Source organism: Mycobacterium sp. D16Q13, from assembly GCF_002013375.1.
GTDB lineage: Bacteria > Actinomycetota > Actinomycetes > Mycobacteriales > Mycobacteriaceae > Mycobacterium.
On sequence record NZ_MAEW01000023.1, the window covers coordinates 1 to 26,612 of the forward strand.

Annotated in this window: 31 protein-coding genes and 1 riboswitch; of the genes, 15 read left to right on the plus strand and 16 right to left on the minus strand. The window is 64.7% G+C overall.

The genetic code is table 11. From position 1 onward, the window contains the following. From B4400_RS21720 to moaA, 3 genes are all read right to left on the minus strand, one after another. Positions 1–380 (minus strand): transglycosylase family protein (locus B4400_RS21720; RefSeq protein WP_139361529.1); only part of this gene is annotated, 380 nt, incomplete at its 3' end. A 10-nt stretch (positions 381–390) separates the two neighbouring features. Then, a riboswitch (cyclic di-AMP (ydaO/yuaA leader) is annotated at positions 391–568 on the minus strand. A 291-nt stretch (positions 569–859) separates the two neighbouring features. Continuing rightward, entirely contained in the window at positions 860–1,108 is a 249-nt protein-coding gene (locus B4400_RS21730; RefSeq protein ID WP_078312650.1) for a MoaD/ThiS family protein, read from the minus strand. Continuing rightward, positions 1,109–2,101 (minus strand): GTP 3',8-cyclase MoaA, encoded by a 993-nt coding sequence (moaA, locus tag B4400_RS21735; protein WP_078312651.1) that lies wholly within the window; start codon positions 2,099–2,101, stop codon positions 1,109–1,111. A gap of 92 nt (positions 2,102–2,193) precedes the next feature. Between moaA and B4400_RS21740 the strand changes: the two genes are divergently transcribed. Further along, positions 2,194–2,607 carry a cold-shock protein gene (locus tag B4400_RS21740; RefSeq protein ID WP_078292787.1) on the plus strand — a complete coding sequence of 138 codons (414 nt, stop codon included), beginning with the start codon at positions 2,194–2,196 and terminating at the stop codon, positions 2,605–2,607. A 28-nt stretch (positions 2,608–2,635) separates the two neighbouring features. Next, on the plus strand, positions 2,636–3,328 hold the full coding sequence (locus tag B4400_RS21745) for a DNA alkylation repair protein (protein WP_078312708.1): 693 nt from the start codon (positions 2,636–2,638) through the stop codon (positions 3,326–3,328). On the opposite strand, the gene B4400_RS21750 is transcribed toward B4400_RS21745, so the two are convergent. Continuing rightward, complete coding sequence (locus B4400_RS21750) at positions 3,325–3,825, minus strand: DUF2771 domain-containing protein (RefSeq protein WP_078312652.1); 501 nt, start codon at positions 3,823–3,825, stop codon at positions 3,325–3,327. The two genes, B4400_RS21745 and B4400_RS21750, sit on opposite strands and share 4 nt — an antisense overlap. After that, positions 3,822–5,489 (minus strand): MFS transporter, encoded by a 1,668-nt coding sequence (locus tag B4400_RS21755; RefSeq protein WP_139361530.1) that lies wholly within the window; start codon positions 5,487–5,489, stop codon positions 3,822–3,824. The genes B4400_RS21750 and B4400_RS21755 overlap by 4 nt, the downstream gene beginning before the upstream one ends. A gap of 37 nt (positions 5,490–5,526) precedes the next feature. Here B4400_RS21755 and B4400_RS21760 point away from each other — a divergent pair, with 37 nt between their 5' ends. Further along, complete coding sequence (locus tag B4400_RS21760; protein ID WP_078312654.1) at positions 5,527–6,264, plus strand: DUF3027 domain-containing protein; 738 nt, start codon at positions 5,527–5,529, stop codon at positions 6,262–6,264. On the opposite strand, the gene B4400_RS21765 is transcribed toward B4400_RS21760, so the two are convergent. Continuing rightward, positions 6,261–6,722, minus strand: coding sequence for an SRPBCC family protein (locus tag B4400_RS21765; RefSeq protein ID WP_078312655.1), 462 nt, complete (start codon positions 6,720–6,722; stop codon positions 6,261–6,263). The two genes, B4400_RS21760 and B4400_RS21765, sit on opposite strands and share 4 nt — an antisense overlap. A gap of 42 nt (positions 6,723–6,764) precedes the next feature. Next, positions 6,765–7,010 (minus strand): DUF2530 domain-containing protein, encoded by a 246-nt coding sequence (locus B4400_RS21770; RefSeq protein WP_078312656.1) that lies wholly within the window; start codon positions 7,008–7,010, stop codon positions 6,765–6,767. An 80-nt stretch (positions 7,011–7,090) separates the two neighbouring features. Here B4400_RS21770 and B4400_RS21775 point away from each other — a divergent pair, with 80 nt between their 5' ends. From B4400_RS21775 to B4400_RS21790, 4 genes are read left to right on the plus strand one after another with little or no spacing between them, the layout of a single operon-like run. Continuing rightward, positions 7,091–7,522: an Rv0880 family HTH-type transcriptional regulator gene (locus B4400_RS21775; protein WP_078292782.1), complete on the plus strand. Its 432-nt coding sequence runs from the start codon at positions 7,091–7,093 to the stop codon at positions 7,520–7,522. A 34-nt stretch (positions 7,523–7,556) separates the two neighbouring features. Further along, positions 7,557–8,879 carry an MFS transporter gene (locus tag B4400_RS21780; protein ID WP_078312657.1) on the plus strand — a complete coding sequence of 441 codons (1,323 nt, stop codon included), beginning with the start codon at positions 7,557–7,559 and terminating at the stop codon, positions 8,877–8,879. Continuing rightward, complete coding sequence (locus B4400_RS21785; RefSeq protein ID WP_078312658.1) at positions 8,880–9,692, plus strand: TrmH family RNA methyltransferase; 813 nt, start codon at positions 8,880–8,882, stop codon at positions 9,690–9,692. Then, positions 9,689–10,000, plus strand: a complete 312-nt coding sequence (locus B4400_RS21790; protein WP_078312659.1) for a DUF2537 domain-containing protein — start codon at positions 9,689–9,691, stop codon at positions 9,998–10,000. Before B4400_RS21785 ends, B4400_RS21790 begins: the two co-directional genes overlap by 4 nt. Positions 10,001–10,013: 13 nt before the next feature. Here the strand turns inward: B4400_RS21790 and sepH are convergent, their stop codons facing one another. From sepH to B4400_RS21810, 4 genes are all read right to left on the minus strand, one after another. Then, the gene (gene sepH, locus B4400_RS21795) at positions 10,014–10,832 is read right to left on the minus strand and encodes a septation protein SepH (RefSeq protein WP_078312660.1); all 819 of its coding nucleotides are present in this window, start codon (positions 10,830–10,832) and stop codon (positions 10,014–10,016) included. A 265-nt stretch (positions 10,833–11,097) separates the two neighbouring features. After that, positions 11,098–11,574, minus strand: a complete 477-nt coding sequence (locus B4400_RS21800; RefSeq protein WP_078292777.1) for a lipoprotein LpqH — start codon at positions 11,572–11,574, stop codon at positions 11,098–11,100. 90 nt (positions 11,575–11,664) lie between these two features. Continuing rightward, positions 11,665–11,910 (minus strand): DUF202 domain-containing protein, encoded by a 246-nt coding sequence (locus B4400_RS21805; RefSeq protein WP_502688426.1) that lies wholly within the window; start codon positions 11,908–11,910, stop codon positions 11,665–11,667. A 59-nt stretch (positions 11,911–11,969) separates the two neighbouring features. Further along, on the minus strand, positions 11,970–12,314 hold the full coding sequence (locus tag B4400_RS21810) for a YidH family protein (protein WP_078312662.1): 345 nt from the start codon (positions 12,312–12,314) through the stop codon (positions 11,970–11,972). A 105-nt stretch (positions 12,315–12,419) separates the two neighbouring features. On the opposite strand from B4400_RS21810, the gene B4400_RS21815 reads away from it, so the two are divergent. Then, entirely contained in the window at positions 12,420–13,649 is a 1,230-nt protein-coding gene (locus B4400_RS21815) for a saccharopine dehydrogenase family protein (protein ID WP_078312663.1), read from the plus strand. A 69-nt stretch (positions 13,650–13,718) separates the two neighbouring features. Next, positions 13,719–14,579 carry a PaaX family transcriptional regulator C-terminal domain-containing protein gene (locus tag B4400_RS21820; RefSeq protein ID WP_078312664.1) on the plus strand — a complete coding sequence of 287 codons (861 nt, stop codon included), beginning with the start codon at positions 13,719–13,721 and terminating at the stop codon, positions 14,577–14,579. On the opposite strand, the gene B4400_RS21825 is transcribed toward B4400_RS21820, so the two are convergent. Further along, the gene (locus tag B4400_RS21825; RefSeq protein ID WP_078312665.1) at positions 14,572–14,958 is read right to left on the minus strand and encodes a hypothetical protein; all 387 of its coding nucleotides are present in this window, start codon (positions 14,956–14,958) and stop codon (positions 14,572–14,574) included. The two genes, B4400_RS21820 and B4400_RS21825, sit on opposite strands and share 8 nt — an antisense overlap. A 2-nt stretch (positions 14,959–14,960) precedes the next feature. Beyond that, a complete protein-coding gene (locus B4400_RS21830) occupies positions 14,961–15,908 on the minus strand; it encodes an alpha/beta hydrolase family protein (RefSeq protein WP_078312709.1) in 948 nt (315 codons plus the stop codon). A 391-nt stretch (positions 15,909–16,299) separates the two neighbouring features. Here B4400_RS21830 and B4400_RS21835 point away from each other — a divergent pair, with 391 nt between their 5' ends. Both B4400_RS21835 and B4400_RS21840 read left to right on the plus strand, forming a co-directional pair. Beyond that, the gene (locus B4400_RS21835; protein WP_078312666.1) at positions 16,300–17,523 is read left to right on the plus strand and encodes a bifunctional glycosyltransferase family 2/GtrA family protein; all 1,224 of its coding nucleotides are present in this window, start codon (positions 16,300–16,302) and stop codon (positions 17,521–17,523) included. Next, entirely contained in the window at positions 17,520–19,376 is a 1,857-nt protein-coding gene (locus tag B4400_RS21840; RefSeq protein WP_078312667.1) for a glycosyltransferase family 39 protein, read from the plus strand. The genes B4400_RS21835 and B4400_RS21840 overlap by 4 nt, the downstream gene beginning before the upstream one ends. A gap of 80 nt (positions 19,377–19,456) precedes the next feature. Here the strand turns inward: B4400_RS21840 and serC are convergent, their stop codons facing one another. After that, positions 19,457–20,572 (minus strand): phosphoserine transaminase, encoded by a 1,116-nt coding sequence (serC, locus tag B4400_RS21845; protein WP_078312668.1) that lies wholly within the window; start codon positions 20,570–20,572, stop codon positions 19,457–19,459. 213 nt (positions 20,573–20,785) lie between these two features. Between serC and B4400_RS21850 the strand changes: the two genes are divergently transcribed. Further along, a complete protein-coding gene (locus tag B4400_RS21850; protein ID WP_078312669.1) occupies positions 20,786–21,841 on the plus strand; it encodes an AurF N-oxygenase family protein in 1,056 nt (351 codons plus the stop codon). Continuing rightward, complete coding sequence (locus B4400_RS21855; protein ID WP_139359941.1) at positions 21,841–23,523, plus strand: FAD-dependent oxidoreductase; 1,683 nt, start codon at positions 21,841–21,843, stop codon at positions 23,521–23,523. Before B4400_RS21850 ends, B4400_RS21855 begins: the two co-directional genes overlap by 1 nt. Positions 23,524–23,536: 13 nt before the next feature. On the opposite strand, the gene B4400_RS21860 is transcribed toward B4400_RS21855, so the two are convergent. Both B4400_RS21860 and B4400_RS21865 read right to left on the minus strand, forming a co-directional pair. Next, the gene (locus tag B4400_RS21860; protein WP_078312671.1) at positions 23,537–24,004 is read right to left on the minus strand and encodes a VOC family protein; all 468 of its coding nucleotides are present in this window, start codon (positions 24,002–24,004) and stop codon (positions 23,537–23,539) included. A 46-nt stretch (positions 24,005–24,050) separates the two neighbouring features. Beyond that, positions 24,051–25,187, minus strand: a complete 1,137-nt coding sequence (locus B4400_RS21865) for a citrate synthase 2 (RefSeq protein ID WP_078312672.1) — start codon at positions 25,185–25,187, stop codon at positions 24,051–24,053. A gap of 110 nt (positions 25,188–25,297) precedes the next feature. Between B4400_RS21865 and pdxH the strand changes: the two genes are divergently transcribed. Together pdxH and B4400_RS21875 are read left to right on the plus strand one after the other, a co-directional pair. Further along, positions 25,298–25,945, plus strand: coding sequence for a pyridoxamine 5'-phosphate oxidase (gene pdxH, locus B4400_RS21870; RefSeq protein WP_078312673.1), 648 nt, complete (start codon positions 25,298–25,300; stop codon positions 25,943–25,945). A gap of 5 nt (positions 25,946–25,950) precedes the next feature. Next, positions 25,951–26,604, plus strand: a complete 654-nt coding sequence (locus tag B4400_RS21875) for a GAP family protein (protein WP_078312674.1) — start codon at positions 25,951–25,953, stop codon at positions 26,602–26,604. The last annotated feature ends 8 nt before the right edge of the window (positions 26,605–26,612 follow it).

Here is a 26,612-nt window from a genome sequence, read left to right on the forward strand (position 1 = left end):
GGGGCGGTCCTCGGGGTGGAACCGGACAGGCCACGGCCGCAGACCGGCCAGGCGCCACGGCCTTGGCCCGCGAGCACCTTCTCGGCGATCGCGATCTGCTGTTCCTTGGTGGCCAGGTGAGCGGACGGGGCGTACTGGCCACCACCGCTGTTGATCCAGGTGCTGGGCGAGAACTGCAGTCCGCCCTGGTACCCGTTACCGGTGTTGATGGCCCAGTTGTTACCCGATTCGCAGCGCGCGACCTGGTCCCACTCGCCATCGGTGGCTGCTGCGGCCGTCGCGGCCATCATCAGACCGCCACCGACAAGGCCTGCACCTGCTACCGCGACCTTGGCCGCTTTAGCGCCCGCCTTGGTGGGCTTACTGTGCCGTCCACTCATATGTCCGTCGTATTCCTCTCTGTGACGCACCTGCGAGGTCAGCTGTCGGGTTCGAACGAGAGGTCGCTCGGCCCGGTTGCCCGGGCTTCACCCCAAGAACCATGGAGGTTCGTGCTGGAGATCGAGATCTCCGGCGGTTGGGTTCCCCGCCTCCGTCCCTTGGTTTACCGACGAGGTGCCACACCCGAGGGACGGAGCTCGGTGCGCGGGTATGGACTTCGGATGACGGTACGTGCCCGCGCGCATCTCGTCATGTTGGACATTCCCCGGTGTTTCGTCCACAACGGGGTGGGTTTATTCCCATCGGCGGTGAGGTCTGCGCAGGTTATTGGGTAGCTCCACCACCCCGTGTCCGCGTCGTGACCCTTCTGTGACCTTCGGATGTGTGTCGTAGATCACGGAATTACCTAGGGGTCCCTGTATGCAACTCTCAGAGTTACCTTAGAGCTTCCTTAGGAAAAGGACGGGCCAGCGCACTTCTATCCTCCAGCGAACGGAGGAAGAACATCCACGACAGAGCCTGATTCCGGCCGGTGGGAGCGGTCGCGGACCGCCACGCCGTCATAAAGAAAGGAACAACGCGCCAATACGCGTTCCAGTTCCGGTCCTTTCGTGGCCAGTTGACGGGTTAGATCGTCGAAAGAGGCCCCCGTGGGGAGCTCGACGGTCTCCTCCTGGACACCTGCGGCGGTCGCGGCAGCGGCGAAATACCGGACGTGGATGCTCACCTAGCCGCCGATCGCGCTCATCGGACGATCTGGCTGCAGGAACGAGGGGTCGTTGATCCCATGCCCCGGTTTCTTCCCCCACATGGCGACCTGCCACGCCGACGCCACCATCGCGTCGGTGGCGCCGGAGCGGAGCAGCCCGCGCAGGTCTGACTCTGCCGTGGCGAACAGGCAATTGCGCACCTGTCCGTCGGCCGTCAGCCGGGTGCGATCACAGTCCCCGCAGAACGGCCGCGATACCGACGCGATGATCCCGACCGTGGCAGGGCCTCCGTTGACCAGCCAGCGTTGTGCTGGTGCGCTGCCACGGGGTGCCGGGTCCGTGCTCAGGGTGAACTCCCGGCTCAGGGCGGCGTGGACTTCGTCGGCCGTCACCATGCGGTCGCGGTTCCAGTTGTGCTCGGCGTCCAAGGGCATCTGTTCGATGATCCGCAGCTCATATCCGTGTTCCAGGCTGAACCGCAGCAGTGCGAGGGCATCCTCTTTGTACTGCTCGGGTGTCAAAACTGCGTTGATCTTTATGGGCGATAGTCGGGCGGCGTCGGCGGCTTCGAGGCCTCTGAGCACATCGGATAACCGGTCGCGGCGGGTGATCGCGGCGAAGCGATCGGCGTCCAACGTATCCAGCGACACATTGATGCGGTCCAGCCCGGCGTCGCGTAGCGCGGCGGCCTTGCGATCCAGGCCGATGCCGTTGGTCGTCAGTGCGATATCGGGTCGCGGTGAGAGGGCGGCCACCGCGGCGACGAGTCGCTCCAAGTCCTTGTATATCAACGGTTCTCCGCCGGTGAACCGGACGCTACGGATTCCCAGCTCGGTCACCGCGATGCCGATAAGCCGAACGTATTCGTCGGCGGTGAGTAGCGCGTCGCTGCGCAACCAGTCCAGTCCCTCCGCGGGCATGCAGTACGTGCAACGCAGATTGCACCGGTCGGTCAATGACACCCGCAAGTCGGTCGCGATGCGGCCGAACGAATCAATCAACGGGGTCATAAGTCCAGCGTAGCGACCACTTGCACGAGCCGAGTAGGATGACCACTCACCGCGCCCTATTTGGGGCGCGTTAATCATGTGAGGTGAGTGCAGTGCCAACCGGCAAGGTCAAGTGGTACGACGCCGAGAAGGGCTTCGGCTTCCTGTCGCAAGAGGATGGCGAGGACGTGTACGTCCGGTCCTCGGCGCTGCCCGCTGGCGTTGAGGGGCTCAAGGCCGGACAGAAGGTCGAGTTCGGCATGGCTGCGGGCCGTCGCGGTCCGCAGGCGCTGAGCCTCAAGTTGATCGACGCGCCACCCTCGGTGCAGAAGACGCGCCGCGAGAGCAGTGGGCCGGTGAACCATAAGCACACCACCGACGAGCTCCACGGAATGATCGAGGACATGATCACCTTGCTGGAGGGCACGGTGCAGAGCGAGCTGCGCAAGGGGCGTTACCCGGACCGCAAGATCGCCCGCAAGGTCTCCGAGGTCGTGCGCGCGGTGGCCAGCGAGCTGGACGCCTGACCTGAGCTCCATCCGCGCCGACGATGTGATCGCGGCGCTCGATGCCGCCGGCGACTCCGGCCGGGCCACGAAGTCGGCACGGTTCTTCAAGACCGGGCCTGGTGAGTACGGCGAGGGCGATGTCTTCGTCGGCGTGTCCGTACCCGATCAGCGCAAGCTTGCGCGGCGATTCCGTGGCATCGGACGCGACGCGGTGGTGCGGCTGCTGGCCAGTGAGGTGCACGAGCATCGCTTGACCGGGTTGATCCTGGCAGTCTGGGAGTTCACCCACGCCGAAGGCGCCGAATGTGAAGCCTGGGTGCAGATGTACCTGCAGCAGGTTCGCGACGGCCGGGTGAACAACTGGGACCTGGTTGATTCCTCGGCTGAGCAGATCCTGGGGGAATGGCTTGTCGGCCAGGACTATTCGCTGTTGTTAGAGCTGGCGGCCGAAGATGACCTCTGGCGTCGGCGGGTGGGCATCATCGGAACCTTCGCCTTCACCAAACGCGGTGATGCGCAACCCCTTCTCGCGGTGGCGCCGCTGGTCATCGAGGACCGCCGGGACCTGATCCAGAAGGCTTACGGCTGGATGCTGCGTGAGGCCGGAAAGCGCTGTGGCGCCGAGATACTCGTCGAATACTTGGATGTGCATGCCGCGGCAATGGGCCGCACGGCACTCAGTTACGCCACGGAGCATCTCGATGCCGAGGCTCGCGCGGAGTATCGAGCCCGGCGCTAGTTCTGCCAGACCGTGGCCACGGACCAGGTGGCCCGTGCCTTGAAGACCTGCTCACCTAATTCGTTGACGCCGACCGTGGGCACTGCCACCTCGATACCCACCAGCTTCCTTCCCGCCCTGTCGACGGTCGGAACGGTGACCGCCGAGCGGTGATCCCAATAGATCACTTGGTCGCCGTACTTTGTCGACGGCGCCGCCAGATCGGCGTACGCCGGTGTGATCGCCCACGGACCTTTGGAGATCTGTGAGTCGACCGAAAGCTGAACGGGTTCAGCATCATTCACGAAAAGTTCGGCTATGCGACCCGGCGAGTCGCATTTGGCGAGCGTTCTATCGCAGTAGAGCAGCGGGCCTACTCGCACCAGGGTGCCGTGGGTGAAAGCGCTGATCTCGGGCCGCTCGTCCTGGTAGCCGCGTAGCTGCCAGGCGATGAACCCCACCATCGCGGCAGCGGTCAACACCAAGACGGCGGCAAGTGCCGCCAGTTTTGCCTTCACGCGACTACCTTGCCACCCTCTTGTTCGGCCATCACCGGGCGGTTGCCGCCCAGGCCCGGGATCAAGGAGACGCCGCGGAAGCTGGCCAGCGTCTGTGCCAGGCCGAGGAGGAGTACCGCCGATATCACCGTGAACCCGACCCATAGGTCGGTGTAGATCATCACGCCTATCGCGCCACCGAGCACCCAGGACAGCTGCAACAGCGCCTCGGAACGCCCGAACGCCGATGCGCGGGATTCCTCGGGCAGGTCGTCCTGCAGGGAGGCATCCAGCGATGCCTTGGCGATGGCGCTGACCCCCGATGTCACCAGTGTCGCGAACACCACCACCGCCAGGACCCCGGCGAAGGCCGCCGCGAGCGCCACCACCGTGACCGCGCTGGCGCACCGCACCACGAGCAGGGCGGGGCGGCCGAGCTTGAGCCGGGCACTGGTGGCATTGCCGGCGAAGTTCCCGATACCGGCGGCGGCGCCGATCATGCCCAGCATCGCGAGCTGTTGGAAGCCGTGCGCATCATGGGATTTGGCTACAAAGGCCGGGTACAGGGTGAGGAAACCGACCATCACCTTGATGGTGCAGTTGCCCCACAACGCGGTGATGATGTTGCGGCCCAGAGGCTGGCGGATCTTGTCCTGCTGCTTGTGGGAGCGGCGGAGCAATATCGTCGGGTGTTCGCCGTCGTCGCCGTGATAGCCGAACGTCGTGGGCACCTCACCGGCAGTCACCTCGACCCACTTCGGGATGCGCATGGACGCCCAGGCACCCACCGCCGCGGCGGCCATGACGGCGAAAAGTGCTCCGGGCAATTGGAACAGACGGGTGAACGACAGCTCGAAGGCTCCGGCGATCGCGCCGCCCACAATGGTCCCGCCGACCAAACCGAAGGTGGTGAGCCGCGAGTTGACTCGAACCAGGTCGATTGTGGGAGGCAGTACACGCGGCGTGACAGCGCTCCGCAACACGCCAAAGGACTTGGACAGCACCAGCATTGATAGCGCGCACGGATACAGCACCCAGGGCGGGAAGCTGCCGCTGGCACCGTCGTAGTTGGCGATCATGATGACGGCGAGCGCGATGCGCAGCCCAAACGATGCGGCGAGCGCGGCCCGGCGCCCGTGTTGCAAACGGTCGAGCGCGGGACCTATCAGCGGGGCGATGACCGCGAACGGCGCGATGGTGATGAGCAGATACAGCGCCACCTTGCTTTTGGATTCGGCGGTGGCGGCGGCGAAGAAGAGTGTGTTGGCGAGAGCCACGGCCATCGCGGCATCCACCGCGAAATTGGCCATGACCGGATAGGTGAGTGCGGTCAGGCCCGATTTGTCGGCGCCGTCGGCCGTCGCGGCCTTGTGGAACAGCCCGTACATCCGGGAGCCCATTTCACGGCTGCGCATCGCGGCGACCCGGGTGACCGTCAGCTTCGGCGGGATCTCCTGGTCGGGTGGGGGCTGCCGTCGCACCCGCTCCCGGTGTTCGTCGCCTAGTGGCGGCAGATACCGGTTCGATGAGCCGCTCGCACGACGAGGATCCCGCTTGGCGCCGCCCGTCGGATAATTGGCCATACCCGGGTGGGAGTTGGCGTCGCGCGCATCCTGATTTCGGCGACGAGATGGGGAGTCACTACCGGATTGGCGGTTCCCGAACCGCGCGTAGTCGTCCCGCACGCATCAATTGTCCCCCACGGTGAGAAGATGGTCAGCGATGGACATCACTATCTCCGGCCGCGACGCCCTTTACACCTGTATCGACCAGGCTCGTACAGCCATCGTCGAGTTCAGTGGGGAGACCGTGGGCAAGTACCTCGGCGCCTCCTCCGAGAGCACCGATCTGCACGCGTTGACCCACCGTTTCGAGGCGGAGCTGCCGGGATACCGCGGATGGCACTGGGAGGTGGTGATGGCCGCCCCACCGGGCGCGACCGTCGCCACCGTCAGTGAGGTCGTGCTTGTGCCGGGCACCGAGGCGCTGCGCGCACCGAACTGGGTGCCCTGGGATCAGCGCATCCGGCCGGGCGACCTTGGCCCCGGCGATCTGCTCGCGCCGCCGCCCAACGACCCTCGATTGGTGCCCGGATACACCGACAGCGGTGATCCACAGGTCACCGAGACCGCGGGTGAGATCGGGTTGGGACGCAAGCAGGTGCTCAGTCTGGCCGGGCGCGTCGACGCCGCGCAGCGGTGGTTCGAGGGCGACTGGGGGCCGGATACCGAGATGGCACGTGCCACCCGTCGGGTGTGCCGGTCCTGCGGTTTCTACCTGCCACTTGCCGGGTCATTGGGTGTCGCGTTCGGGGCATGCGCCAACTCGATGGCGGCCGACGGCCGTGTCGTGCACATCGAGTACGGCTGCGGCGCTCATTCCGATACGCCGCAGCCGGTCAACTCCGCGATGCCGTTGTACGAGCCCTTTGACGACGGCGTTCTGGATCTAGCGGACTAGGCGTTTTCCGCCGCATCTTTGATCTTCGACAGCGAGGTCCGCATCCCTTCGAGGAGCACCACGTCGAACACCTCAGTCCCGCCGAACATCAGGTTCTGCAGGTTGGTGGAGATGGGCGACCGCTTCTCGCCCAGCACGCGGCGCTCGGTCACCCTGGTGCCGCCGGTCGCGGTGGGCTCCAGGTCATAGCTCCACTCGCTGAGGTTGTCCTTGACGTGCCAGGCCAGGCGCCTGTTGGGCTCGACGGCGGTCAGCACGGCCCGTGTCGGCCACACCTTCCAGCCTTTGCGGTTGTAGTTGATGACGTTGGTGCCCGCCTGTACGGGTCCGCGCACGAACATCTTGCGAGTCTGGGGACTCCACCGGGGCATGTTGTCGAGGTCGGCGATCAGTCCCCATACCTTTTCCACGGGCGCATTGATCTCGACGACGGTTTCCAGCAGTGATGCGTTGGGCATGGGTTTGCTCCTCTTTCCAGGGTGTCTACGGGTTTTTTCGAGCTACAAGCCGGTTTGCGCACCGCGTGAGCCACGCCGTGCCGCACGCACTTGGAGCAGGACGATGGCCGTGCCCAGCGCGCCGGTACCGAGTCCGGCGAGTGTGATGGGACGCCAGCATTCGAACGCGGGAATGGTGAAGGCCAAGATGTTGGCAACGAGCCACAGCAGGGTGCCTGCGACGACAACCGGCCACGGATTGAGCAGTGCGGCCGGGAGCGGGGGCGGTTGGGGCGCGGGGGTATCCACTAGATGCGCAGCATACGTGGGAAGAACTACACCGGGCTAGGTCCCTGTGAAAGCCCTGGACGTGCCGTAAGGTTTGGGCCGTGAGCGACCCCGATGCCCGGCTGGCCAGCGATCTGTCGCTTGTTGTCATCCGCCTGGCCCGGCATTTGCGCTTTCGTCGTGCGGATTCCCCGGTCTCGCTGACACAGCTGTCGGCATTGGCAACATTGCTCAACGAAGGTGCGATGACCCCGGGCGCGCTGGCTGCCCGCGAGCGTGTGCAGCCGCCGTCGATGACACGGGTGATCGCCTCCTTGGCCGAGCTCGGGTTGGTGGAGCGTTCGGCGCATCCGACCGACGGCCGCCAGGTAGTTGTCTCGCTGTCGGAGGCAGGCGCAGACATCGTGCTGGCCGATCGCAGCGCCCGCGAGGAGTGGCTGCGCGAGCACCTCGACGATTTCACCCCGGACCAACGCGCGGTGCTGCGGCAGGCGACCGACCTGCTCTCGGCGCTGGTCAATGAAAACGGTTAGCTGACAATCTCGTTAGTCTCTAAAATGATCTACCGTGGCTGACCGCGGCGGGATATTCGTATCGCTGCGCGCACGCAATTACCGGCTGTGGATCAGCGGCCAGATGGTCTCGCTCATCGGAACGTGGATGCAGCGCGTGGCGCAGGACTGGCTGGTCCTGGACCTCTCGCATGGCAACGCCTTCTTGCTGGGTGTGGTGATGGCGCTGCAATTCGGGCCGACGCTTTTGCTGTCGGTATGGGGCGGGATGCTGGCCGATCGCTACGACAAGCGACGGATGCTCATGGTCACGCAGGCATTGATGGCGCTGTTCGCGTTGACGGTCGGTCTCTTGCAGGTCACCGGGCTGGTCCGGATCTGGCATGTGATGGTGGTGGCCTGTGCGATGGGATGCGCCGCGGCCATCGAGGCGCCCACCCGGCAGTCCTTCACCATCGAGATGGTGGGCCCGGAGCACCTGCCCAACGCGGTCGGGCTCAATTCGATGGTGTTCAACCTCGCGGGTGTCATCGGGCCGGCGATCTCCGGTGTACTGATCGGGCTGGTCGGCACCGGCTGGGTCTTCCTGCTGAACTTCGTCAGTTTCGTCGGTGTGGGAATCGCGCTGTGGCGGATGCGGCCAGATGAGCTGCACCCAAGTGATCCGGTTCCTCGCGCCAAGGGGCAGCTGCGCCAGGGATTCTCGTACGTATGGCACCGACGCGACTTGTTCATGATCATGCTGACGGTGTTCCTGGTCTCGACGTTCGGGCTCAACTTTTCGCTGACGCTCGCGGTACTGGCGCGCGAGACCTTCGGTCGTGGCGCGGAGTCGTACGGGCTGCTGTCGACGGCTCTGGCTATCGGCACGCTGTTAGGTGCCACCCTGGCCGCCCGGCGCACCGAGAAGGTGCGCATGAATTTGTTCTACAGTGCCGCAATGGCTTTCGGTATCTCTGAGGCCGTCGTCAGTGTGATGCCCTCCTACCTGTCGGTGGCCGTCGCTCTCATCCCGACGGGTCTGCTCGCGCTGACGTTCACCACGTCGGCGATGAATATCATTCAGCTGTCCGTGGATTCGCAGCTGCGAGGAAGGGTAATGGGTATCTACATGGTGGCTTTCCTGGGCGGCACCCCGCTGGGTAGCCCATTGGTGGGCTGGCTGGCCGATCTGCATGGCGGACGGATGCCGCTGCTGATCGGCGGGGTGGTATCGGTGGCCGCGGGGCTGATATGCGCGGCGTATCTGCGCCGTCATCCGTGTCCGGTTGTCGCCGAGGTGGTTCCGGTGGCCGGCCAGATAAGTCCTGGACTCATTCCGCCTGCTCCGGTCGCAACCCCGGTGTGTGAACCGACGCCGCTGGCGAAGCGGGTCTAGATGCTGGTCATCGATGTAGATAACCCTGCGGATCCCCGTTTGGACAGTTTCCGCGATCTCAACAGCGTCGACCGCAGGCCCGATCTGCCCAGTGGCAAGGGGCTGGTGATCGCCGAGGGTGTGCTTGTTGTGCAGCGCATGGTGGCCTCGCGATTCGCCCCCTTCGCGCTTTTGGGTACCGACCGTCGATTGACTGAGCTTGCCGACGATCTCGACCCCGTCGATGTTCCGTATTACCGGGCGAGTGCGGAGGTTATGGCGGAGGTCGTCGGCTTTCATCTCAACCGGGGGGTGCTCGCCGCGGCGCGGCGCCCGGTGGAACTGTCGGCGGCTGAACTGATGCAGAGCGCACGCACGGTGGCGGTGCTGGAAGGTGTCAACGATCACGAGAATCTGGGCTCGATCTTCCGCAATGCCGCGGGAATGGGAGTGGACGCGGTGTTCTTCGGCAGTGGCTGCGCCGACCCGCTGTATCGGAGGGCGGTGCGGGTGTCGATGGGGCACGCGCTGTTGGTGCCATTCGCGCGCCTTCCAGAATGGCCGAAGTCGCTGTACCGGCTGCGGGACAATGGATTCCGATTGCTGGCGATGACGCCGGCCGGGGACTCGCGGGCGTTGGCCGACGCGATGCCGCCGTTACAGGGGGAGAAGGTGGCGCTGATGGTGGGTGCCGAGGGCCCGGGACTGACCGATGTCGCATTGCGTGCCAGCGATTTTCGGGTGCGCATTCCCATGGCCAACGGCACTGACTCGCTGAACGTGGCCACCGCCGCCGCGTTGGCGTTCTATGAGCGCGCTAGGCTCGCGCCATGACCGGCGATCCTCAGCCCGCGCGACGAGTGAATGGCCCGTCGAACGCCGACACCCCGTGGGCCGAGGGCATCGTCTCGGCGATGTGCGTGGCCGTGGTGGTCGCGGTGGGTGTGGTGGTGCTGAGTCTCGGTCTGGCACATGTGCATCCGCTATGGGCGGTTCTGCTCAATATTGTTGCCGTGGGTGGTCTTTCGCCAACGTTGTGGGGTTGGCGGGAGCGTCCGGTGTTGCGATGGTTTGTGCTGGGTATCGCAATCGGGATCGCCGGCGGATGGGTGGCCGCCGTGGTGACCGCCCTGATCACCTAGAGCGCGGCCCCGCTTAGTTCTGGCCGCTGGAGCGAACGCCGAGCAGCACGTCTTCCCATGTGGGCACCGTCGGCTTACTCCGGCGCGAGCGCCGCGGTGCGGGGGCCGGTTGAACGTTGGTGTGCTCCTCGGCTGCCACGGGTTCCGGTTCGCGGACCGGTTCGGGCTGCGGCGCGGAGTGCTCGTTGAACAACTCCGGCTCGGGCTCGGGGAGGAGCGGAGCCACCGGTGCGACGGGGCGCAGGCTGCGGGTGAAGGTCGGGTCGATGAGCTCGCGTGCCGAATCGTCGAGCGCGGTCACCGTGCCGCCATGGGCCCCGGGAGTGAACCGGAAGTGTGCCTTGTTGTCCGAGCGGCCGGCGCGCCACAGTAGCTGCACGGTCCATCGGCCGTCCTCGACCTTCCAGGCGTCCCATTCAATGCCGTCGGGGTCGAGCCCCCGCGCGAACATCGCACCGGCGACGGTATCGGCGAGCGTGTTGACCGTGGGGCCATCGCTGCGAACGGGATGGGCCGCCGTGGCCATCTCGGCTGCGCGCTGTCGTTCCAGCAATACCGGATGGGCGAACCGTTCGATCCGCGAGACATCCACTCCGGCGGAGGTGGCGACTTGCTGGACGGTGGCGCCGGCCCGGATACGAGCCTGAATTTCCCGGGGTCGCAACGAGCTCTCCATTTCGATCTCGATCTGTCCCAGACGGGACAGATCGCGCCGGGCGGCTGCACGGAGTCTGTCGTCGGCGTCGATGACGAACTTGTCGGCGCCATTGGCGTCTTGGCAGACCACTCGCTTGCCGTCGGCCGACAATCCGATGACTTTCAGTTCGCGCACGATGTCCTCCTCGCCCTGGACTGGATGCTCCAGTTCTCCGGACCTTAGTGCAGGTAGAGGGCCATTCTGTGGTGACACGCGGGGGTAGGGGCTACTTGCTTTTCCGGAGGGTTCGCGCTATGTGACGTGTGTGGCAGATGTTGTTTGCCGCTGAGGCGGGTGGCTTGGTGCTAACGCGAATCGAGTGCGAGCCTGGCGCGGGTTCTTGGCATGATTTCCGCGGGAGGCTCGCACTCGATAGCGCGCTAGATCGGGATCGCGTGCCCTATGGGCAGGTGACCTCGATTTCGAATGGCTTGTTGGTGGGCTGCATGGGGTTGGCCATGTCCACAGCGATGGCGGTGCCTTCGATGTGGTACTTCTTGCCGTCCTTGGTGGCCTTTGCGCTCGCTCCGGGGGTGCCTTCGGAGAATGCCAGCGACTGACCGCTGAGGCTGCCCAGGCCCGCGGACTTCACCGTCGGTGAATCGCCTTCCGTCACCACAGCGCCAAAGCCCTGAGCGCCGCTGCCGATGACGATGTTGACGTTGCCGTTCGAGGCCTGGCAGACGACAGCACCTTCGATCTTCTGCTCCTTACCGTCGATGACGACCTTGGCGCTGCTGTTGGTCGCAACCGCGCCGGCGCCGTTGCTGACGGTGGTGCCCTTGGTCTCGGATTTGTCCTTATCGCTCGAACAGCCGACCAGACCTGCGGCGATAATCGCCGCGCCGCCAATGGCGACCACAAGCCCACGCTTCATAGCGTTCTCCTTATATGTGATGAGGGGTGGAGCCGGACAGGACAAAGTATGGGTCGGTAACGGGGCGGGGTACGCGGAACGCCGGTATACCTACGTACCCAGATTTGAGATATCGATTCCGGCTGATAGCAGAATCACCACCACCACGGTCAGGGTGGTCAGTGCGACGGGCCTGGCGCCGTGGTGCCAGTGTCCCCGGGCCAGCGCATGATGGCGCACGGTGCTGATCGCGACGACGCCGAGCACGACCCCGGTGGCGATCAATGATGCCCCCGCGGTCTGTTTGTGGATGAGTGCGTGGGTGATGAACACCGCGGCGGTTCCCGCGGCCGCCAACCCGGTGCGAAGCCAGGCCAGCGCCGTGCGCTCGGCAGCGCGGGTCTCGTGGGCAGCCCTCATCGGTAGAAGACCGCGATCGACGCGAGGATCGCGACCAGTCCGATGCTGACGGCGAGGAGAGGAACCAGCAGGGTGCCCTTGAGTGGTTGGTCCCGGTCCATCCGCTCCTTCACGTCGCGCCAATGCACATATGCGCCAATCGACACCACCACGGCAAGAGCCAGGCAAGACGCTGCCAGGACATGCCGGACTCCGGCGTGGTGAAACGGTTGGACGAGAGTCTGGACCGCGACACCGCCGGCGAGCAGTCCGAGCGCGGTGCGGATCCATGAGAGAAACGTGCGTTCGTTGGCCAGGGTGAAGCGGTAGTCGATCTGGGGGTCTTCGGGCGGTTCCGTCACCCCGCCCAACTTACCGAGCAGCGCGCCGGCGCCGGAGCGGGTTGGTTTCTCAGTTTCTATCAATCTAGAGACGATCGTAGTGAAATTGATAGGTACTCTGGATGTATGAAGGTTTTAGCTTTGGGTGGGGCGGGCGCAATGGGTGCTGTTGCCGTGCGTACCGCTCGGGAAATGTCGGGTGTCGGGGAGATCGTCATCGCCGATAGCGATCTCGGTGCTGCCGAGGGATTGGCGCGACAGTTGAGGGAGGGCCGCGTACCGGTCCGGGCCGTCGAGGTCGATGTCACCGATGAGGCGGCGTTGCGTCGAGTCCTGGAACCGGCCGATCTCGTTCTGAACACCGTTGGTCCGTACTTCCGTTTCGGATTGACGGTGCTGCGCGCGGCGATCGAGACGCGAACGCACTATCTCGACATCTGCGACGACTGGGAGCCGACGTTGCAGATGCTCGAGCTGGACGAGTTGGCACGTGAGCACGGGGTCTGTGCGGTGATTGGTATGGGGGCGAGTCCCGGGATCAGTAACTTGCTCGCCGCCATCGCCGCAACAGGATTCGATTCGATCCACGATATCTACACGGCGTGGCCAGTAGATGTCGGCACCGACGGTGACGACACCGAAGGTAAGGCCCAGTTGTTGAGCTCAGGTGGCCGGCCTACTGCCGCGGCAGTGCATTGGATGGAGCAGGCGAGCGGCACGATCACCGCGGTGAGTGCCGGGCAACTCGCCGAGCAGCGTCCGCTGAGACCGGTGGTATTGGACCTGCCGGCGGGACACCGCGGCACCGCCTATTCGATTGGACATCCGGAGCCGATCACGTTGCAACGCAGCCTGAAGCCGATCGGCACCGCACTGAACCTCATGGTCATCAAGCCGTGGACGGTAGCGTATCTCGACGCGCTGCGGCGCGATATCGACGCCGGATTGCTCACTCTGGAACAGGCTGCGGTCGCGTTCGCGGTGCCCGGATGGCGTCGCACGGTGCGCTCCGCGTGGACAGCGCTTCGCCTGCGGGGCCCCGGCACGCTCCCGCCGTTCTTCGCCGCGGTCACGGGCGAGCGGCAGGGAGGTCGGTGTGCCGCGGTCGCGCGCCTGAATATGGCTGGCCCGCAATCACAACCGATCAGAAGTGCCTTGCGGGATATGGCTCGCATCACCGGCGTGCCACTGGCCCTGGGTATGGCTCAGGTGATCGACGGCACGGCACGTCGTGCGGGCGTTCACCCGCCCGAGGCGGTCATCGAGCCGCAGCGGTTCTTCGCTGATCTCTCAGTGGCACTCGGGTGTGACAGTGGGGTTTCGCCGTACCTGCTTGAGCGGGAGTCACTGCCTTGATTCGATCGGGGCACCGCCGAACGTAGGATGATTGAACATAATGTGGCGGCGGCTTCGTGAGGTGAACGTTTGGACATCGAACACGTCCTGAACTCTGATGTCTCTACCCGCAGTGTGGTCGAGAGCATGATCCGTCAGGACGCGACCATTGCTGCCGGCGAGCTCTATGACGTCGCCAATATTCTCGGCATGAGCGACCAGCAGGTCCGCCTGTGCGTCAAACGACTTGTGGCCGAGGGACGTTTTACGCAGGAGGGGCGGGGCCGCAAGGCGATTCTGCATGCCACGGCGGCGACGAGGAGCACCCTCGAACCGGATTTGGACTTCGTGCGGTTCATGTACGAGCAGGATCGCGGCCTTGCCCCGTGGGATGGCCGGTGGCATCTTGTTGCGTTCGCGGTACCCGAATCGGTTCGCTCGGCCCGTGATGCCATGCGCGACAGCATCCTTCGGTTAGGCGGCGCGCCAATCCAGGGTGGCCTCTATGTGTGTGCCAACGACTGGGAGGCGCGCATCGGGGCGGCGGCCGAACAACTCGGCGTGGCTGATCACATCACGATGTTCACCACGACCGATCTTGTACTCGGCGGCGAATCCGGGGCCCGAGAGCTGGCTGAGCGGCTATGGCCGATCAATGCGATCGCCGACCGGCACCGCAAGCTCCTGGCGGTGGCGGAAGGGGTTCTTCCCGCGCTGCGCACCGCGTCGCAGACCGAAGTTCTCACCCTCGCCGTCGTGCTGGCGGCGGAGTTCACCCAGGCGGTCGAACCCGACCCGCTTTTACCGCCGCAGCTGCTCCGGCAGCCCTGGGTGGGCACTGCCGCCCGAGCAGCGGTCGCCGCGTGCTGGGGCGAGCTTGCGAAATATGAAGCTGAACAACCCATTCAATTGTTCGGCTGGTACGCCGAAGCCGTACGGCAGATCATCTGAGCCGTCCGGTGCGCGTCATCCGTGCGATCGCCGCGGCACCCAGCATGGCGCCAAGAATCGTCAGCGCAAACCAGAACCAGCCCCATGACGGTGGTAGCGGAGAGAGTATGAATGCCGCCAATGTGTACACGCCAACGGTCAGGCGAAGACGCAGTACGTTGTTGAGGTTCGCAAGTGTCACTGCGGCAGTGATTCGGCGCAAGACGAACAGCTTGGCGGCAAGCATTCCGACAAGAAACGTCAGGCCGAGCAGCTGAACCCACGGTGGTGGGGCGCCCTTCCACGGTGAGGAAAAGGGCATCGTCGTCACCGCCAGCGTTACGGCACCCGCGGCTTCGTAGAACGCCAGCCGTCGCGTGGTGTGCCGCTTGCTCCGCACGTTCAGCGCACTGCTTGTCCGGCAACGTAGTTCCGCAAGTTGTCCAAATATCCGGGGGCGTAGAGCGAACGCGGGGAGAACACCGCGATCATCGTCGAGCGCCAACTCTGGTCGTTGTCCAGATCGGCCTTGACGATGTTGTGGGACGCCTTCGGGTATCGCTGCACCGTCAGCTGGTGCGGCGGCAGTGACCGCCGGTAGACCTGCTCGGTCTCGTCGATATCGACGTTGAGGTCCTCGTCGCCGAGCGCCAGCAGGACCGGCACCGTGACCTGCGGCAGGATATCGGTCACATCGGACCGATAGTTCTTGTGCACAAAACTCCACCGATCAGCCGACATGGGATCCGAATCCTGTTGGACTGCAAGGTACTGCTCGTAGGTGGCATTGCCACGCAGTGCTTGCAGCGACTTCTCTCGGCGACTTAACGCGGCGTCGATGTCAGATGAGGAGGCTCCGCGGTCCCGCAGCTCGGCAAGCAGGTTGTACTTGCCCTGCCGTAGCCAATTCACAGCCGCGCCAACGAGAATCACGAATTCTAGATCTGGCCGACGTGCGGCGACCTCGGGTACCACCCACCCGCCTTGGCTGATGCCCCACATCCCGATCCGTCGCGGGTCGATATCGGTGCGCTGGCGTGCCCAGTCGATCGCCGCCTCAGCTTCCGCGGCCCGGTCGTGCATGCTTTGACTGAGCCAATTCCCCGGTGCCCCATCGACTCCCGGCTTGTTCCAGGACAGTGAGGCAAACCCCGCCTTGGCGAACGACTCCCATATCGGCTCGTAGAAGCCGTCGCGTGTCGCGTTCGCCGCACCGTCGCCATGCACGAAAACCACCACGCCGAATGGTCCGTCGCCATGCTGGGGCACGGCGAGTGTTGCCTCGAGCGGCCCGGTTGGGCCGGGAATGGTCAACCGCTGGGTCCTGATCGCGAAGTCATTCGCGTGCATCACCCAGCCGCCGGCATCCAAGATCAGCGCGATAACGCAGGCCAGGGCGACGAGGAGCCACTTGTTCCGGCGATTCGCACGGCGGAAGGAGACGCCAAAACTATTAAACACCACACGATCGTATATGAAGCAATAGATTAGGAGTGTGTGTTCAGGGAAGGCGTGTGCTGGGGGGGTGCGCCGTGCCAGCGCGTATAGGCATGCGTGAATGCCGCGGCCGTGGACGCCCGATGTCTACCGGCACCGGCTGGCCGCCGAACCGGCTTTGTCCGACTACGACCTCGTGGTGCGGGATGCCCGGGAGCGCGAAGCCGCGCGGCGGTAACCCCTCACAGGAAACTCACAGTGGCGACCCAGTCGCGTCGGAGCCGGAGACACCATTGTCACTGATGTGACCAGTGTGATGCAGCCGATCGAGACCGCGACGGCACCGACCGCAGTACTCGCGACGACCCTCGACATCGTGATCCCCGTATACAACGAGGAAAACGACCTGGAACCGTGCGTGCGCCGCCTGCACGAGTTCCTGGCCAACGAGGTGCCGTACACGGCGCGCATCACCATCGCCGACAACGCCAGCACCGATCGCACCCTGCAGATCGCCCATCGGCTCGCCGATGAGCTTGGCGGTGTTGACGTGCTGCACCTAGAGGAGAAGGGCCGGGGGCGCGCTCTGGCCGCGGCGTGGCTGTCCTCGGACGCCGAAGTTGTCGCCTACTGCGATGTGGACCTGTCCACCGACCTCAACGCGCTGATGCCGCTTGTCGCACCACTGATCTCGGGTCACTCGGATGTCGCCTACGGGTCGCGGCTCAACCGCAACTCACGTGTGGTCCGCGGCCCCAAGCGCGAGTTCATCTCCCGCACCTACAACCTGATCCTGCATGCGTCGCTGCAGGTGAGGTTCTCCGACGCCCAGTGCGGCTTCAAGGCGATCCGTACCGACGTTGCGCACCAACTACTTCCGCTTGTCGAGGACAAAGAATGGTTCTTCGATACCGAGCTGCTGGTGCTGGCCGAGCGCGTCGGCCTACGCATTCACGAGGTACCCGTCGACTGGGTCGATGACCCGGACAGCCGGGTCGACATCGTCGACACCGTGCGCAAGGACCTGCTCGGGATCTGGCGATTGGGCCGGGCGCTGATGCTCGGCACCCTGCCGCTGGACGAGCTTCGCCACAGCCTCGGCCGTGAACCACTCGTCGAGGGTGTGCCTCCCGGAATGGTCGGACAGCTGGTGCGATTCGGGATCATTGGTGTGGCAAGCACGTTGGCCTACGCGCTACTGTTCCTCGTCCTGCACGGGACGGTGGGGGATCAGGCCGCCAACTTCCTGGCGCTGCTCATCACCGCCGTGCTCAACACCTCTGCCAACAGGTTCTTCACCTTCGGGGTGCGGGGGCGGCGCAACGTTGCCAAGCATCAGTTCCAGGGGCTTGTCATCTTCGGCATCGGGCTGGCCTTGACCAGTGGCTCGCTTGTCGCGATGCACCACCTGGTTCCGGACGCCTCCAAGCATCTGCTGCTGATCGTGCTGACCGTGGCCAACCTGGTCGCAACCCTGGTCCGGTTCGTCGGATTGCGTTGGGTGTTCAGAAGCGCGAACGCTCGATGATTCGCGAGCGGATCAGCGTTGGTCTTCTGCTGATCGGCACCGCGGCGGCCTACCTGATCAACCTCGGCTCCAACGGCTGGGCCAACTCCTTCTATTCGGCAGCGGTGCAAGCGGGTTCGGTGTCGTGGAAGGCCGCGTTCTTCGGATCCTCGGACGCCGCCAACTCGATCACCGTCGATAAGCCCCCCGCCTCGCTGTGGCTCATGGAACTGTCGGTGCGGATCTTCGGGCTCAGCACCTGGAGCATTCTGGTGCCCCAGGTGCTTCTGGGTGTGGCGTCGGTCGGCCTGCTGTACCTGACCGTCCGCCGGTACTTCGGGCACCGGGCCGGCCTGCTGGCCGGGCTGGTACTTGCGGTCACGCCGGTGGCGGTGCTGATGTTCCGGTTCAACAATCCGGACGCGCTGTTGGTCTTCCTGATGATCGCCGCGGTGTGGGCGCTGTTACGCGCCATCGAGGATGGCCGCACCCGCTGGCTGCTCCTGGTCGGGGCGCTGGTCGGATTCGGTTTCCTGACCAAGCAGTTGCAAGTCCTGCTCGTCATCCCGCCCATCGCCGTGACTTACCTGATCGCCGGACCCGTGGGTGTCGGGAAGCGTCTGGCACAGCTCACCGGATCGGCTGCCGCGGCGGTAGTTTCGGCGGGATGGTGGATCGTCGCTGTCGAGTTGTGGCCACCCGGCTCGCGCCCGTGGATCGGCGGATCGCCCGATAACTCGATCCTCGAGCTCACCCTCGGCTACAACGGGCTGGGCCGTATCAACGGTAACGAGAAGGGCAGTGCCTCGGGTCCGCGTGACGAGATGTATGGCTTCGGCGGCCACTTCGGGAGCGAACCCGGGATCGGCAGGCTGTTCCAACCAGCCCTGGGCGGGCAGATTGCCTGGCTGCTTCCGGCGGCACTGTTCCTGGCGGTGTTGGGATTGGTCCTGCTGCGCAGGGAATCCCGGACGGATACGCGTCGGGCAGTGCTGCTTGTCTTCGGATTGTGGGTGCTCACCACGGGCGCCGTGTTCAGTTACATGCAGGGCATATTCCATCCCTACTACTCGGTGGCCCTGGCACCTGCCGTTGCCGCACTTGTGGGCGCGGGCGGATTCCTGGCCTGGCGGGAGCGCGAAAAACCCTGGGTAAGAGCATCTTTAGCGGCCACTCTGGCGTTTACCGCAGTGCTGGCCTGGATTCTGCTGGGCCGGTCAGCGGAGTTCCAGCCGTGGCTGCGTTGGGCGATATTGGCCCTGGGGGCGATCGCACTTCTCGGCATCGTCCTGAACAGATATCCCAAGGCTGTCGTCGCCATCTCGCTCATGGTGGCGCTCGCCGGTCCGATCGCGTACTCGGTCCAGACCATCGCGACGCCGCACAGCGGAGCGCTTCCCTCGGCTGGGCCCGAGGTCAAGGGAGGCGGTTTCCCGGACTTCCCGGATATGCCCGAGCGAGAGCATCGTCCGGAATTTGAGCGCGGTTCCCAGCGCGGTGGCGGTCTGCTGGATGGAAGCGATCCGGGCCCCAATATTGTCGCGGCTCTGGAGGCTAACGCCGATCGCTATACCTGGGTGGCCGCCGCGGTGGGCTCCAACCAGGCGTCGGGTTACCAGCTGTCCACTCGTCGGCCCGTCATGCCCATCGGAGGGTTCAACGGGACCGACCCGTCACCGACGCTGGCGCAGTTCCAGCAGTACGTGGCCGACGGTCAGATCCACTTCTTCTTAGATGGGGAGCGCGCTAACCACGGCGAGGGATTCGGCGCCCCCGGCAGTGAGACCTCGAAATCCATCCGCGAGTGGGTGCAGAAAACCTTCGCCAAACAGACCATCGACGACGTCGATGTCTATGACCTGACGGCACGGTAACTCCCGTCGAGTGGGAACCTGGCGAGGCTTTTGCGGTGATTTTCCTCGCGAGGTTCCCACTCGAGGCAGGAAATACTGGGTCAGAGGCGCTCGACGACCCAATCGATGCACTGCGTCAGCTTCGAGATGTCCTCGGGATCGATGGCCGCGAACATCGCCACCCGCAGCTGGTTGCGGCCCAGCTTGCGGTACGGCTCGGTGTCCACAACACCGTTGGCGCGCAACACCTTCGCAACGGCTGCCGCGTCCACGTCGTCGTTGAAGTCGATGGTGCCCACCACCTGCGAACGCTGCGCCGGGTCTGCCACGAAGGGTGTGGTGTACGCCGTCGCCTCGGCCCAGGTGTACAGCCGCGATGCCGAATCGGCGGTCCGCTTGGTGGCCCAGTCCAGGCCACCATTGCTCAGCAGCCAGTCGATCTGATCGGCCAGCAGCAGCAGCGTTCCGATGGCAGGGGTGTTGTAGGTCTGGTTCTTGAGGCTGTTCTCCACCGCGATGGGCAGGGACAGGATGTCCGGCACCCAGCGTCCGCTGCCGCCAATTTCCTCCACGCGCTCCAGCGCGGCCGGGCTCATGACAGCAAGCCACAGCCCGCCGTCGCCGGCGAAATTCTTCTGCGGCGCGAAGTAGTAGGCGTCTGCCTCGGTGACATCCACCGGCAGGCCACCGGCGCCGGAGGTGGCGTCGATGAGCACCAGCGCGTTCTCGGAGCCGGCCGGACGCTGTACCGGAACCATGACGCCGGTCGACGTCTCGTTGTGGGCCCAGGCGATCACATCGGCCGACGGATCCGAGACGGGCGCGGGCGCGCCACCGGGATCGGCGGTCACCTTGATGGGATCTCCGACGAAGGGGTTCTTGGCCACGCAGGAGGCGAACTTGGAGCTGAACTCGCCGAACGTCAAGTGCAGCGACTTCTCGCGGATCAGGCCGAAGGCGGCGGCGTCCCAGAACAGGGTGGAGCCGCCGTTGCCGAGAATGACCTCGTAACCGTCGGGTGCGGAGAAGAGCTCCTTGAGCCCCTCGCGGACGCGACCCACCAGGTTCTTGACCGGCGCTTGCCGATGCGAAGTACCGAAGAGGGAGGCTCCGGCGGTCACGAGCGATTGCAGCTGTTCGGGCCGCACTTTGGAGGGGCCGCAGCCGAAACGTCCGTCGGCGGGCAGGAGGTCAGCGGGGATGGTCAATTCAGCCACGGCTACCAGCCTAAACGGTGACCCAATGAGACCTGCCTCACATAAAACAATGCGTGCAGAGAACGTCACATGGGACGTTTCGTCCCAAACCTAGATAGGGGCTTCTCGCCCTGTTTACACTCGCCCAGAGCTTGTAGACTTCCAAGTAGCCCCAGAACGTAAAAGTTTGCAGGTCCGTTACCGCGTCTTTGGACGAATCAAAGGAGATAAGCCATGTCGCTCCGCGAGAAGCTCCGCGCGAAGAAGGAAGTACGCGCCGACGCGAGCTACGTCCAGGTACTCGAGACCTTGTCGCACGGCTCCACGAACCGGAACTTCGATCCCTTCATCGATATCGACTGGGATAACCCGGAGTATGCCGTCGTCCCCAATGATCCGCGCTGGGTTCTCCCGCACCGGACCGATCCGTTCGGCCGGCACCCGTGGTACCAGGCGCAGCCGCTGGAGAAGCAGATTGAGATCGGCATGTGGCGTCAGGCCAATGTCGCCAAGGTTGGTCTGCACTTCGAGAGCATCCTGATCCGCGGTCTGATCCAGTACGCGTTCAGCGTCCCCAATGGCTCACCGGAGTTCCGGTACCTCAACCACGAGTCCATCGAAGAGTGCAACCACACCCTGATGTTCCAGGAGATGGTCAACCGCCTCGGTGTCGACGTACCCGGGATGCCGCGCCTGCTGCGCTGGCTGTCCCCGTTCGTTCCGCTGGCCTCCACGCCGTTCCCCGAGATGTTCTTCGTGGGTGTGCTCGCCGGTGAAGAGCCCATCGACCACACGCAGAAGAACGTGCTGCGCGAGGGCGACAATCTGCACCCGATCATGAAGCGCGTCATGGAGATCCACGTGGCCGAGGAGGCCCGGCACATCTCCTTCGCGCATGAGTACCTGCGCAAGCGCGTGCCGGCCATGCACTGGTTCAACCGGTTTGTGTTGTCGATCGCCACCCCCATCACCATGCGGGTGCTGATGGGCGCCATCATGACGCCGCCGCGCAGCTTCGCCAAGAGATTCGACATCCCGCAAGAGGTGATGAAGGAAATCTTCTGGAAGAGCCCGGCCTCGCGGCAGACCATGAGCGAGGTCTTCTCCGACGTCCGGATGCTGGTCAGGGAGACCGGGATGATGAACCCGGTGGCCAAGCTGGTGTGGCGAGTGCTGCACATCGATGGCCGTGCCGCCCGCTACCGCAGCGAGCCGCAGCGCGGTCCGCTGGTGAACTACTCGGCCCCTGAAGCCGCAGTGACTGATTCGCACAGCGCTGTTCCCGCCTGATGCCGCACGTCGTTACCCAGGCGTGCTGTAACGAGGGCTCCTGCGTTTACGCATGCCCGGTGAACTGCATCCACCCCACGCCTGACGAACCGGATTTCCTCAAGGCGGAGATGTTGCACATCGACGCCTCCGCGTGTGTCGACTGTGGTGCTTGTGTTGCCGCCTGCCCAGTGGATGCCATCAAGCCGGATTCGGTGCTCAAGGAAGAGCAGTTGCCCTTCCTGCGGATTAACTCCGAGTTCTATCCGCGCGAAATCCCCCGCGCCAGTTTGGCTCCGGTCATTCAGGCGCCGCCGGTCCGCACGACCGGCCGCGCGCTGAAGGTGGCGATCGTCGGCTCCGGTCCGGCGGCGATGTACGCCGCCGACGAGCTGCTGACCCAGCCGCACGTGAAGGTCAACATGTTCGAACGGCTGCCCGCCCCCTACGGTTTGGTGCGTGCCGGGGTGGCCCCCGACCACCAGCAGACCAAGCGGGTGACGAAGCTTTTTGACACGATGGCCGCCCAGCCCAACTTCGAGTTCTTCTTGAATGTCGAGGTGGGTAAGGACATCACCCACGAGGAACTACTGGCGCATCACCATGCGGTGATCTACTCCGTCGGTGCGTCCTCGGATCGCCGCCTGAACATCCCGGGGATTGAATTGCCCGGCAACGCCACCGCCACCCAGGTGGTCGCGTGGATCAACGCGCACCCCGACTACACAGATTTCCGGGTGAACCTCGATCACCAGCGCGCCGTTGTCATCGGTAACGGAAACGTGGCCCTGGATGTCGCGCGGGTGCTCACCGGAGACACCGATCGCCTTGCGCGCACGGATATTTCGGATACCGCTCTGACCGCATTACGCAGTAGCAAGCTGCGTGAGGTTGTCATCGTCGGGCGCCGCGGTCCCGAGCATTCGGCGTTTACCCTGCCCGAGCTGCTCGGTCTCGTCGGCCTCCCCGATATGACGGTGGTCATCGATCAGGAAACAGCGGACCTCGTCGACGAGGCGCTGCAGACGCACCTGGAGCCGTTGACGCGGCAGAAGCTGGAAGTGCTCAGCACCTGCCCGCGTGAGGCGCGGGAGCCTGGCGGCAAGACCATCCGCTTCGCCTATAACCGCACCCCCATCAAGGTGCTCGGGGACGGGCGCGCGGAAGGTATCGAGTTCCAGCATGGCGAATCTGTGGACACCATCGAAGCGGGTTTGGTGCTCACCTCGATCGGCTATCGCGGTGTCCCGATGCCCGACGTGCCGTTCGACAACCAGCGTGCGATCATTCCGAACGAGCAAGGGCGGGTGACCGATCCGGACACCGGCAAGGCGCATCCCGGCACCTATGTGGCGGGATGGATCAAGCGCGGTCCGACCGGATTCATCGGGACCAACAAGTCCTGCTCGCAGCAGACCATCACCTCGCTGGTCGAGGACTACAACCACGGGCTGCTCGCCGATCCGGCGCACCGGCTGTCGGGTCTGTCCAAGCTGATTCAGCGGCGGCAGCCGACGATCGTTGGCCACGATGGTTGGCTGGCGATCGACCGTGCGGAGATTGCGCGCGGTAAGGGTGAAGGCCGTCCGCGCGACAAGTTCGTCTCGGTGCCCGAGATGCTCCGCGTTGCCGCGAATGCCCCGCAGCCACCATTGTGGCGCAAGGCAATTCGCGGGTCTGCGTTGGAAGACTTGCTGCGATAGCGGTTGTTCGGCGTTAGTCGACGCCGCCCGCGGCGTACTTCTTGAGGTCTTCGGGGTTGACGATCTTGACCGGTTGACCCAATGACCACAGGTGTCCGAACGGATCCTTGATGACGCCGAAGCGGTCGCCCCAGAACTGGTCTTCGAGCGGCATCTCGATGCTCGCCCCGGCGTCGACGGCACGGCTGAACCAGTCGTCGACATTGGGCACCGTCAGGTGAATGGTCACCGGAGTACCGCCGAGCGCGGTGGGGGTGCTGGATTTCCCGTCGTTGTACTCGGGGAAGTCGTCGTTCATCATGATCGTCGTGCCGTTGATCTTCACGGCAGCGTGCATCACTTTGCCGTCGGGAGTCTCCAGCAGGCCGAGCTCTTCGGCGCCAAAGGCGTTCTTATAGAACTCGATCGCCGCGCGGGAATCCTCGACGATGATGTAGGGAGAGACAGAGGGTTCTACAGGTGGGAGGTCGGGAGAGGTCATAGGCCCCACCCAACCATCTCACGCGTAGTGACGCCAGGACTTCGGGTTAAGCACCCACCCGAGAGCGCAGCAGCCCGAATCCTTCCACGGACTCGATGGAGCGCGGCCCCGGTCCTACATAGAGCGCGGCCGGACGCACCAGCTTGTCGAGACGCTTCTGCTCCATGATGTGTGCGCTCCAGCCCGCGGTGCGGGCGCAGGTGAACATTGCCGGCATCATGCGGGTCGGTACCTGTGCGAAGTCCAGAATGACCGCTGCCCAGAACTCGACATTGGTTTCGATGACGCGATCCGGACGACGTTCCCGCAGCTCGGACAGGGCAGCCTGTTCGACGGCGGCCGCCACCTCGTAGCGCGCGGCGCCGAGACGCTTGGCCGTACTGCGCAGCACGCGCGCACGCGGATCCTCGGCGCGGTATACCCGGTGGCCGAAGCCCATGAGCTTTTCGCGGCGGTCCAGAATGCCCTTGATGACGCCGCGGGCGTCACCCGTCTTTTCGGCCTGTTCGATCATCGGCAGCACGCGGGCAGGTGCGCCGCCATGCAGCGGGCCACTCATCGCGCCTACCGCACCCGAGAGCGCGGCAGCCACATCGGCGCCGGTGGAGGCGATGACCCGGGCGGTGAACGTGGAGGCGTTCATGCCGTGTTCGGCGGCCGACACCCAGTAGGCGTCGATGGCCTCGACATGCTTAGGGTCTGGCTCACCCTGCCAGCGAGTCATGAAACGTGATGTGACGGTGGAGCATTCGTCGATGACCTTTTGTGGCACGGCGGGCAGGGAACTGCCCCGCGCGGACTGGGCGACATACGAGAGGGCCATTACCGAGGCGCGGGCCAGCTGATGGCGCGCGATGGAATCCTCGGTGTCCAACAGCGGCTCAAAGCCCCAGATGGGCGCGAGCATGGCGAGTCCGGCCTGTACATCGACGCGGACATCCCCGGTGTGCACCGGGATGGGGAAGGGCTCGGCGGGCGGGAGTCCCTGGCCAAACTTGCCGTCGACCAACAGTGCCCACACATCGCCGAAAGTCACCCGTTGGGCGACCAGATCGTCGATGTCGACACCGCGGTAGCGCAGCGCCCCGCCGTCCTTGTCGGGCTCGGCGATCTCGGTGGCGAAGGCGGTCACGCCCTCCAGTCCAGGTGCGAAATCCGCTGGTAGCGGCGCTGCAACCGTCATGATTCTCGACTCCCTACCTGTGGGTAACAACTCGGTAAAGGCGATTCTTGCACCCACAATTAAGGGTGATTCTTAGTTCGTTCGATCTCTCTTAAGCGCCCGCCTGTAGCGTGCTTTTCGTGACCGAATGGCTGCGCTCGGACTACCGTCCCGGAGAAAAGGACGGCAGTGGCGATCTGGATGTTGACTGGCTTGCCGATGGCTGGCTTCCCTTGCTACACAAATGGTTTGACCTCGCGGTGTCCTCGGGCATCCCGGAACCGAACGCGATGGTGCTCGCTACTGTCGACAACGGCCGTCCGGTGACGCGCACGGTGCTGTGCAAGGGTTTCGACTCCGCGGGTGTGACGTTCTTCTCAAACTACGACTCCGCCAAGGGGCGCCAGCTCGACCACGCGCCGTATGCGAGTGTCACCTTTCCCTGGTACGCGCTGGGGCGGCAGGTCCACGTGCGCGGCGCGGTGACCAAGGTCGATCCGGCCCAGACCGCCAATTACTGGACCAACCGTCCGCGCGGATCGCAGCTGGGTGCCTGGGCGTCACAACAGTCGGCGCCCATCGAATCGCGAGCGGCGCTGTTGGCTCAGCTCGATGATGTCACCGCACGGTTCGCCGAGGTGGAGACGGTGCCGGTGCCGCCGAACTGGGGTGGTTATGTGATCGCTCCCGACACGGTGGAGTTCTGGCAGGGCCGTGAGAACCGCGTACACAACCGGATTGTCTTGCAAGACGGACGGATTGAGCGGCTGCAGCCCTGACACCCATGTGGATCACCCTGCTAGTGATGGCCATTGCCGTCAGCTTCGAACCCTTCCGTCTGGGTATGACGGTGCTGATGTTGAGTCGGCCACGCCCACAGCTGCAACTACTGGCATTCCTGTGCGGTGGTTTCGTCATGGGAATGGCGGTGGGGCTGGCGGTGCTGTTCGCCTTCCGGCACGTGTCCACCGGATCAGCACAGTTCACGTTGCCGCGGGTACAGGTTGGCATCGGGGTGGCGGCACTGCTGGTCGCCGCGTTACTGGCCTCGCGTGTGCGGGGTCCGACCTCCAACGCACAGTTGGACAAGGTCACCGCGCGTATCCAGTCCATCGCGACGGGTGGCTCGCTGTGGGTGGCCGCCGTCGCGGGTCTGGGGATCGCGCTGCCCTCCGTCGATTTCCTGGCCGCACTTGCCGTGATCGTGGCCTCGGGTTCTGCACCAGCCACGCAGGTCAGCGCGCTGCTGATGTTCAACATCATCGCCTTCGCGCTGATCGAAGTTCCGTTACTGGCTCATCTTGCTGCGCCGGAGCGGACGGCCGAGGCGATGGCACGGCTGAACAGCTGGATACAGTCCAACCGTCGCCGCAACATCGCGCTGGTGTTGGCTCTGGTCGGATGCGTGTTGCTCGCGGTGGGGATTGCCGGCATCTGACGGCGTTT

Excerpts from the sequence above, each read along its gene's own strand:
- moaA (WP_078312651.1), bottom strand. The coding sequence starts at position 2,101 with ATGACCCCGTTGATTGATTCGTTCGGCCGCATCGCGACCGACTTGCGG.
- B4400_RS21760 (WP_078312654.1), top strand. The coding sequence starts at position 5,527 with ATGGACATCACTATCTCCGGCCGCGACGCCCTTTACACCTGTATCGAC.
- B4400_RS21765 (WP_078312655.1), bottom strand. The coding sequence starts at position 6,722 with ATGCCCAACGCATCACTGCTGGAAACCGTCGTCGAGATCAATGCGCCC.
- B4400_RS21785 (WP_078312658.1), top strand. The coding sequence starts at position 8,880 with ATGCTGGTCATCGATGTAGATAACCCTGCGGATCCCCGTTTGGACAGT.
- B4400_RS21790 (WP_078312659.1), top strand. The coding sequence starts at position 9,689 with ATGACCGGCGATCCTCAGCCCGCGCGACGAGTGAATGGCCCGTCGAAC.
- B4400_RS21800 (WP_078292777.1), bottom strand. The coding sequence starts at position 11,574 with ATGAAGCGTGGGCTTGTGGTCGCCATTGGCGGCGCGGCGATTATCGCC.
- B4400_RS21815 (WP_078312663.1), top strand. The coding sequence starts at position 12,420 with ATGAAGGTTTTAGCTTTGGGTGGGGCGGGCGCAATGGGTGCTGTTGCC.
- B4400_RS21830 (WP_078312709.1), bottom strand. The coding sequence starts at position 15,908 with ATGCACGCGAATGACTTCGCGATCAGGACCCAGCGGTTGACCATTCCC.
- B4400_RS21840 (WP_078312667.1), top strand. The coding sequence starts at position 17,520 with ATGATTCGCGAGCGGATCAGCGTTGGTCTTCTGCTGATCGGCACCGCG.
- B4400_RS21850 (WP_078312669.1), top strand. The coding sequence starts at position 20,786 with ATGTCGCTCCGCGAGAAGCTCCGCGCGAAGAAGGAAGTACGCGCCGAC.
- B4400_RS21855 (WP_139359941.1), top strand. The coding sequence starts at position 21,841 with ATGCCGCACGTCGTTACCCAGGCGTGCTGTAACGAGGGCTCCTGCGTT.
- B4400_RS21860 (WP_078312671.1), bottom strand. The coding sequence starts at position 24,004 with ATGACCTCTCCCGACCTCCCACCTGTAGAACCCTCTGTCTCTCCCTAC.
- B4400_RS21865 (WP_078312672.1), bottom strand. The coding sequence starts at position 25,187 with ATGACGGTTGCAGCGCCGCTACCAGCGGATTTCGCACCTGGACTGGAG.
- B4400_RS21875 (WP_078312674.1), top strand. The coding sequence starts at position 25,951 with ATGTGGATCACCCTGCTAGTGATGGCCATTGCCGTCAGCTTCGAACCC.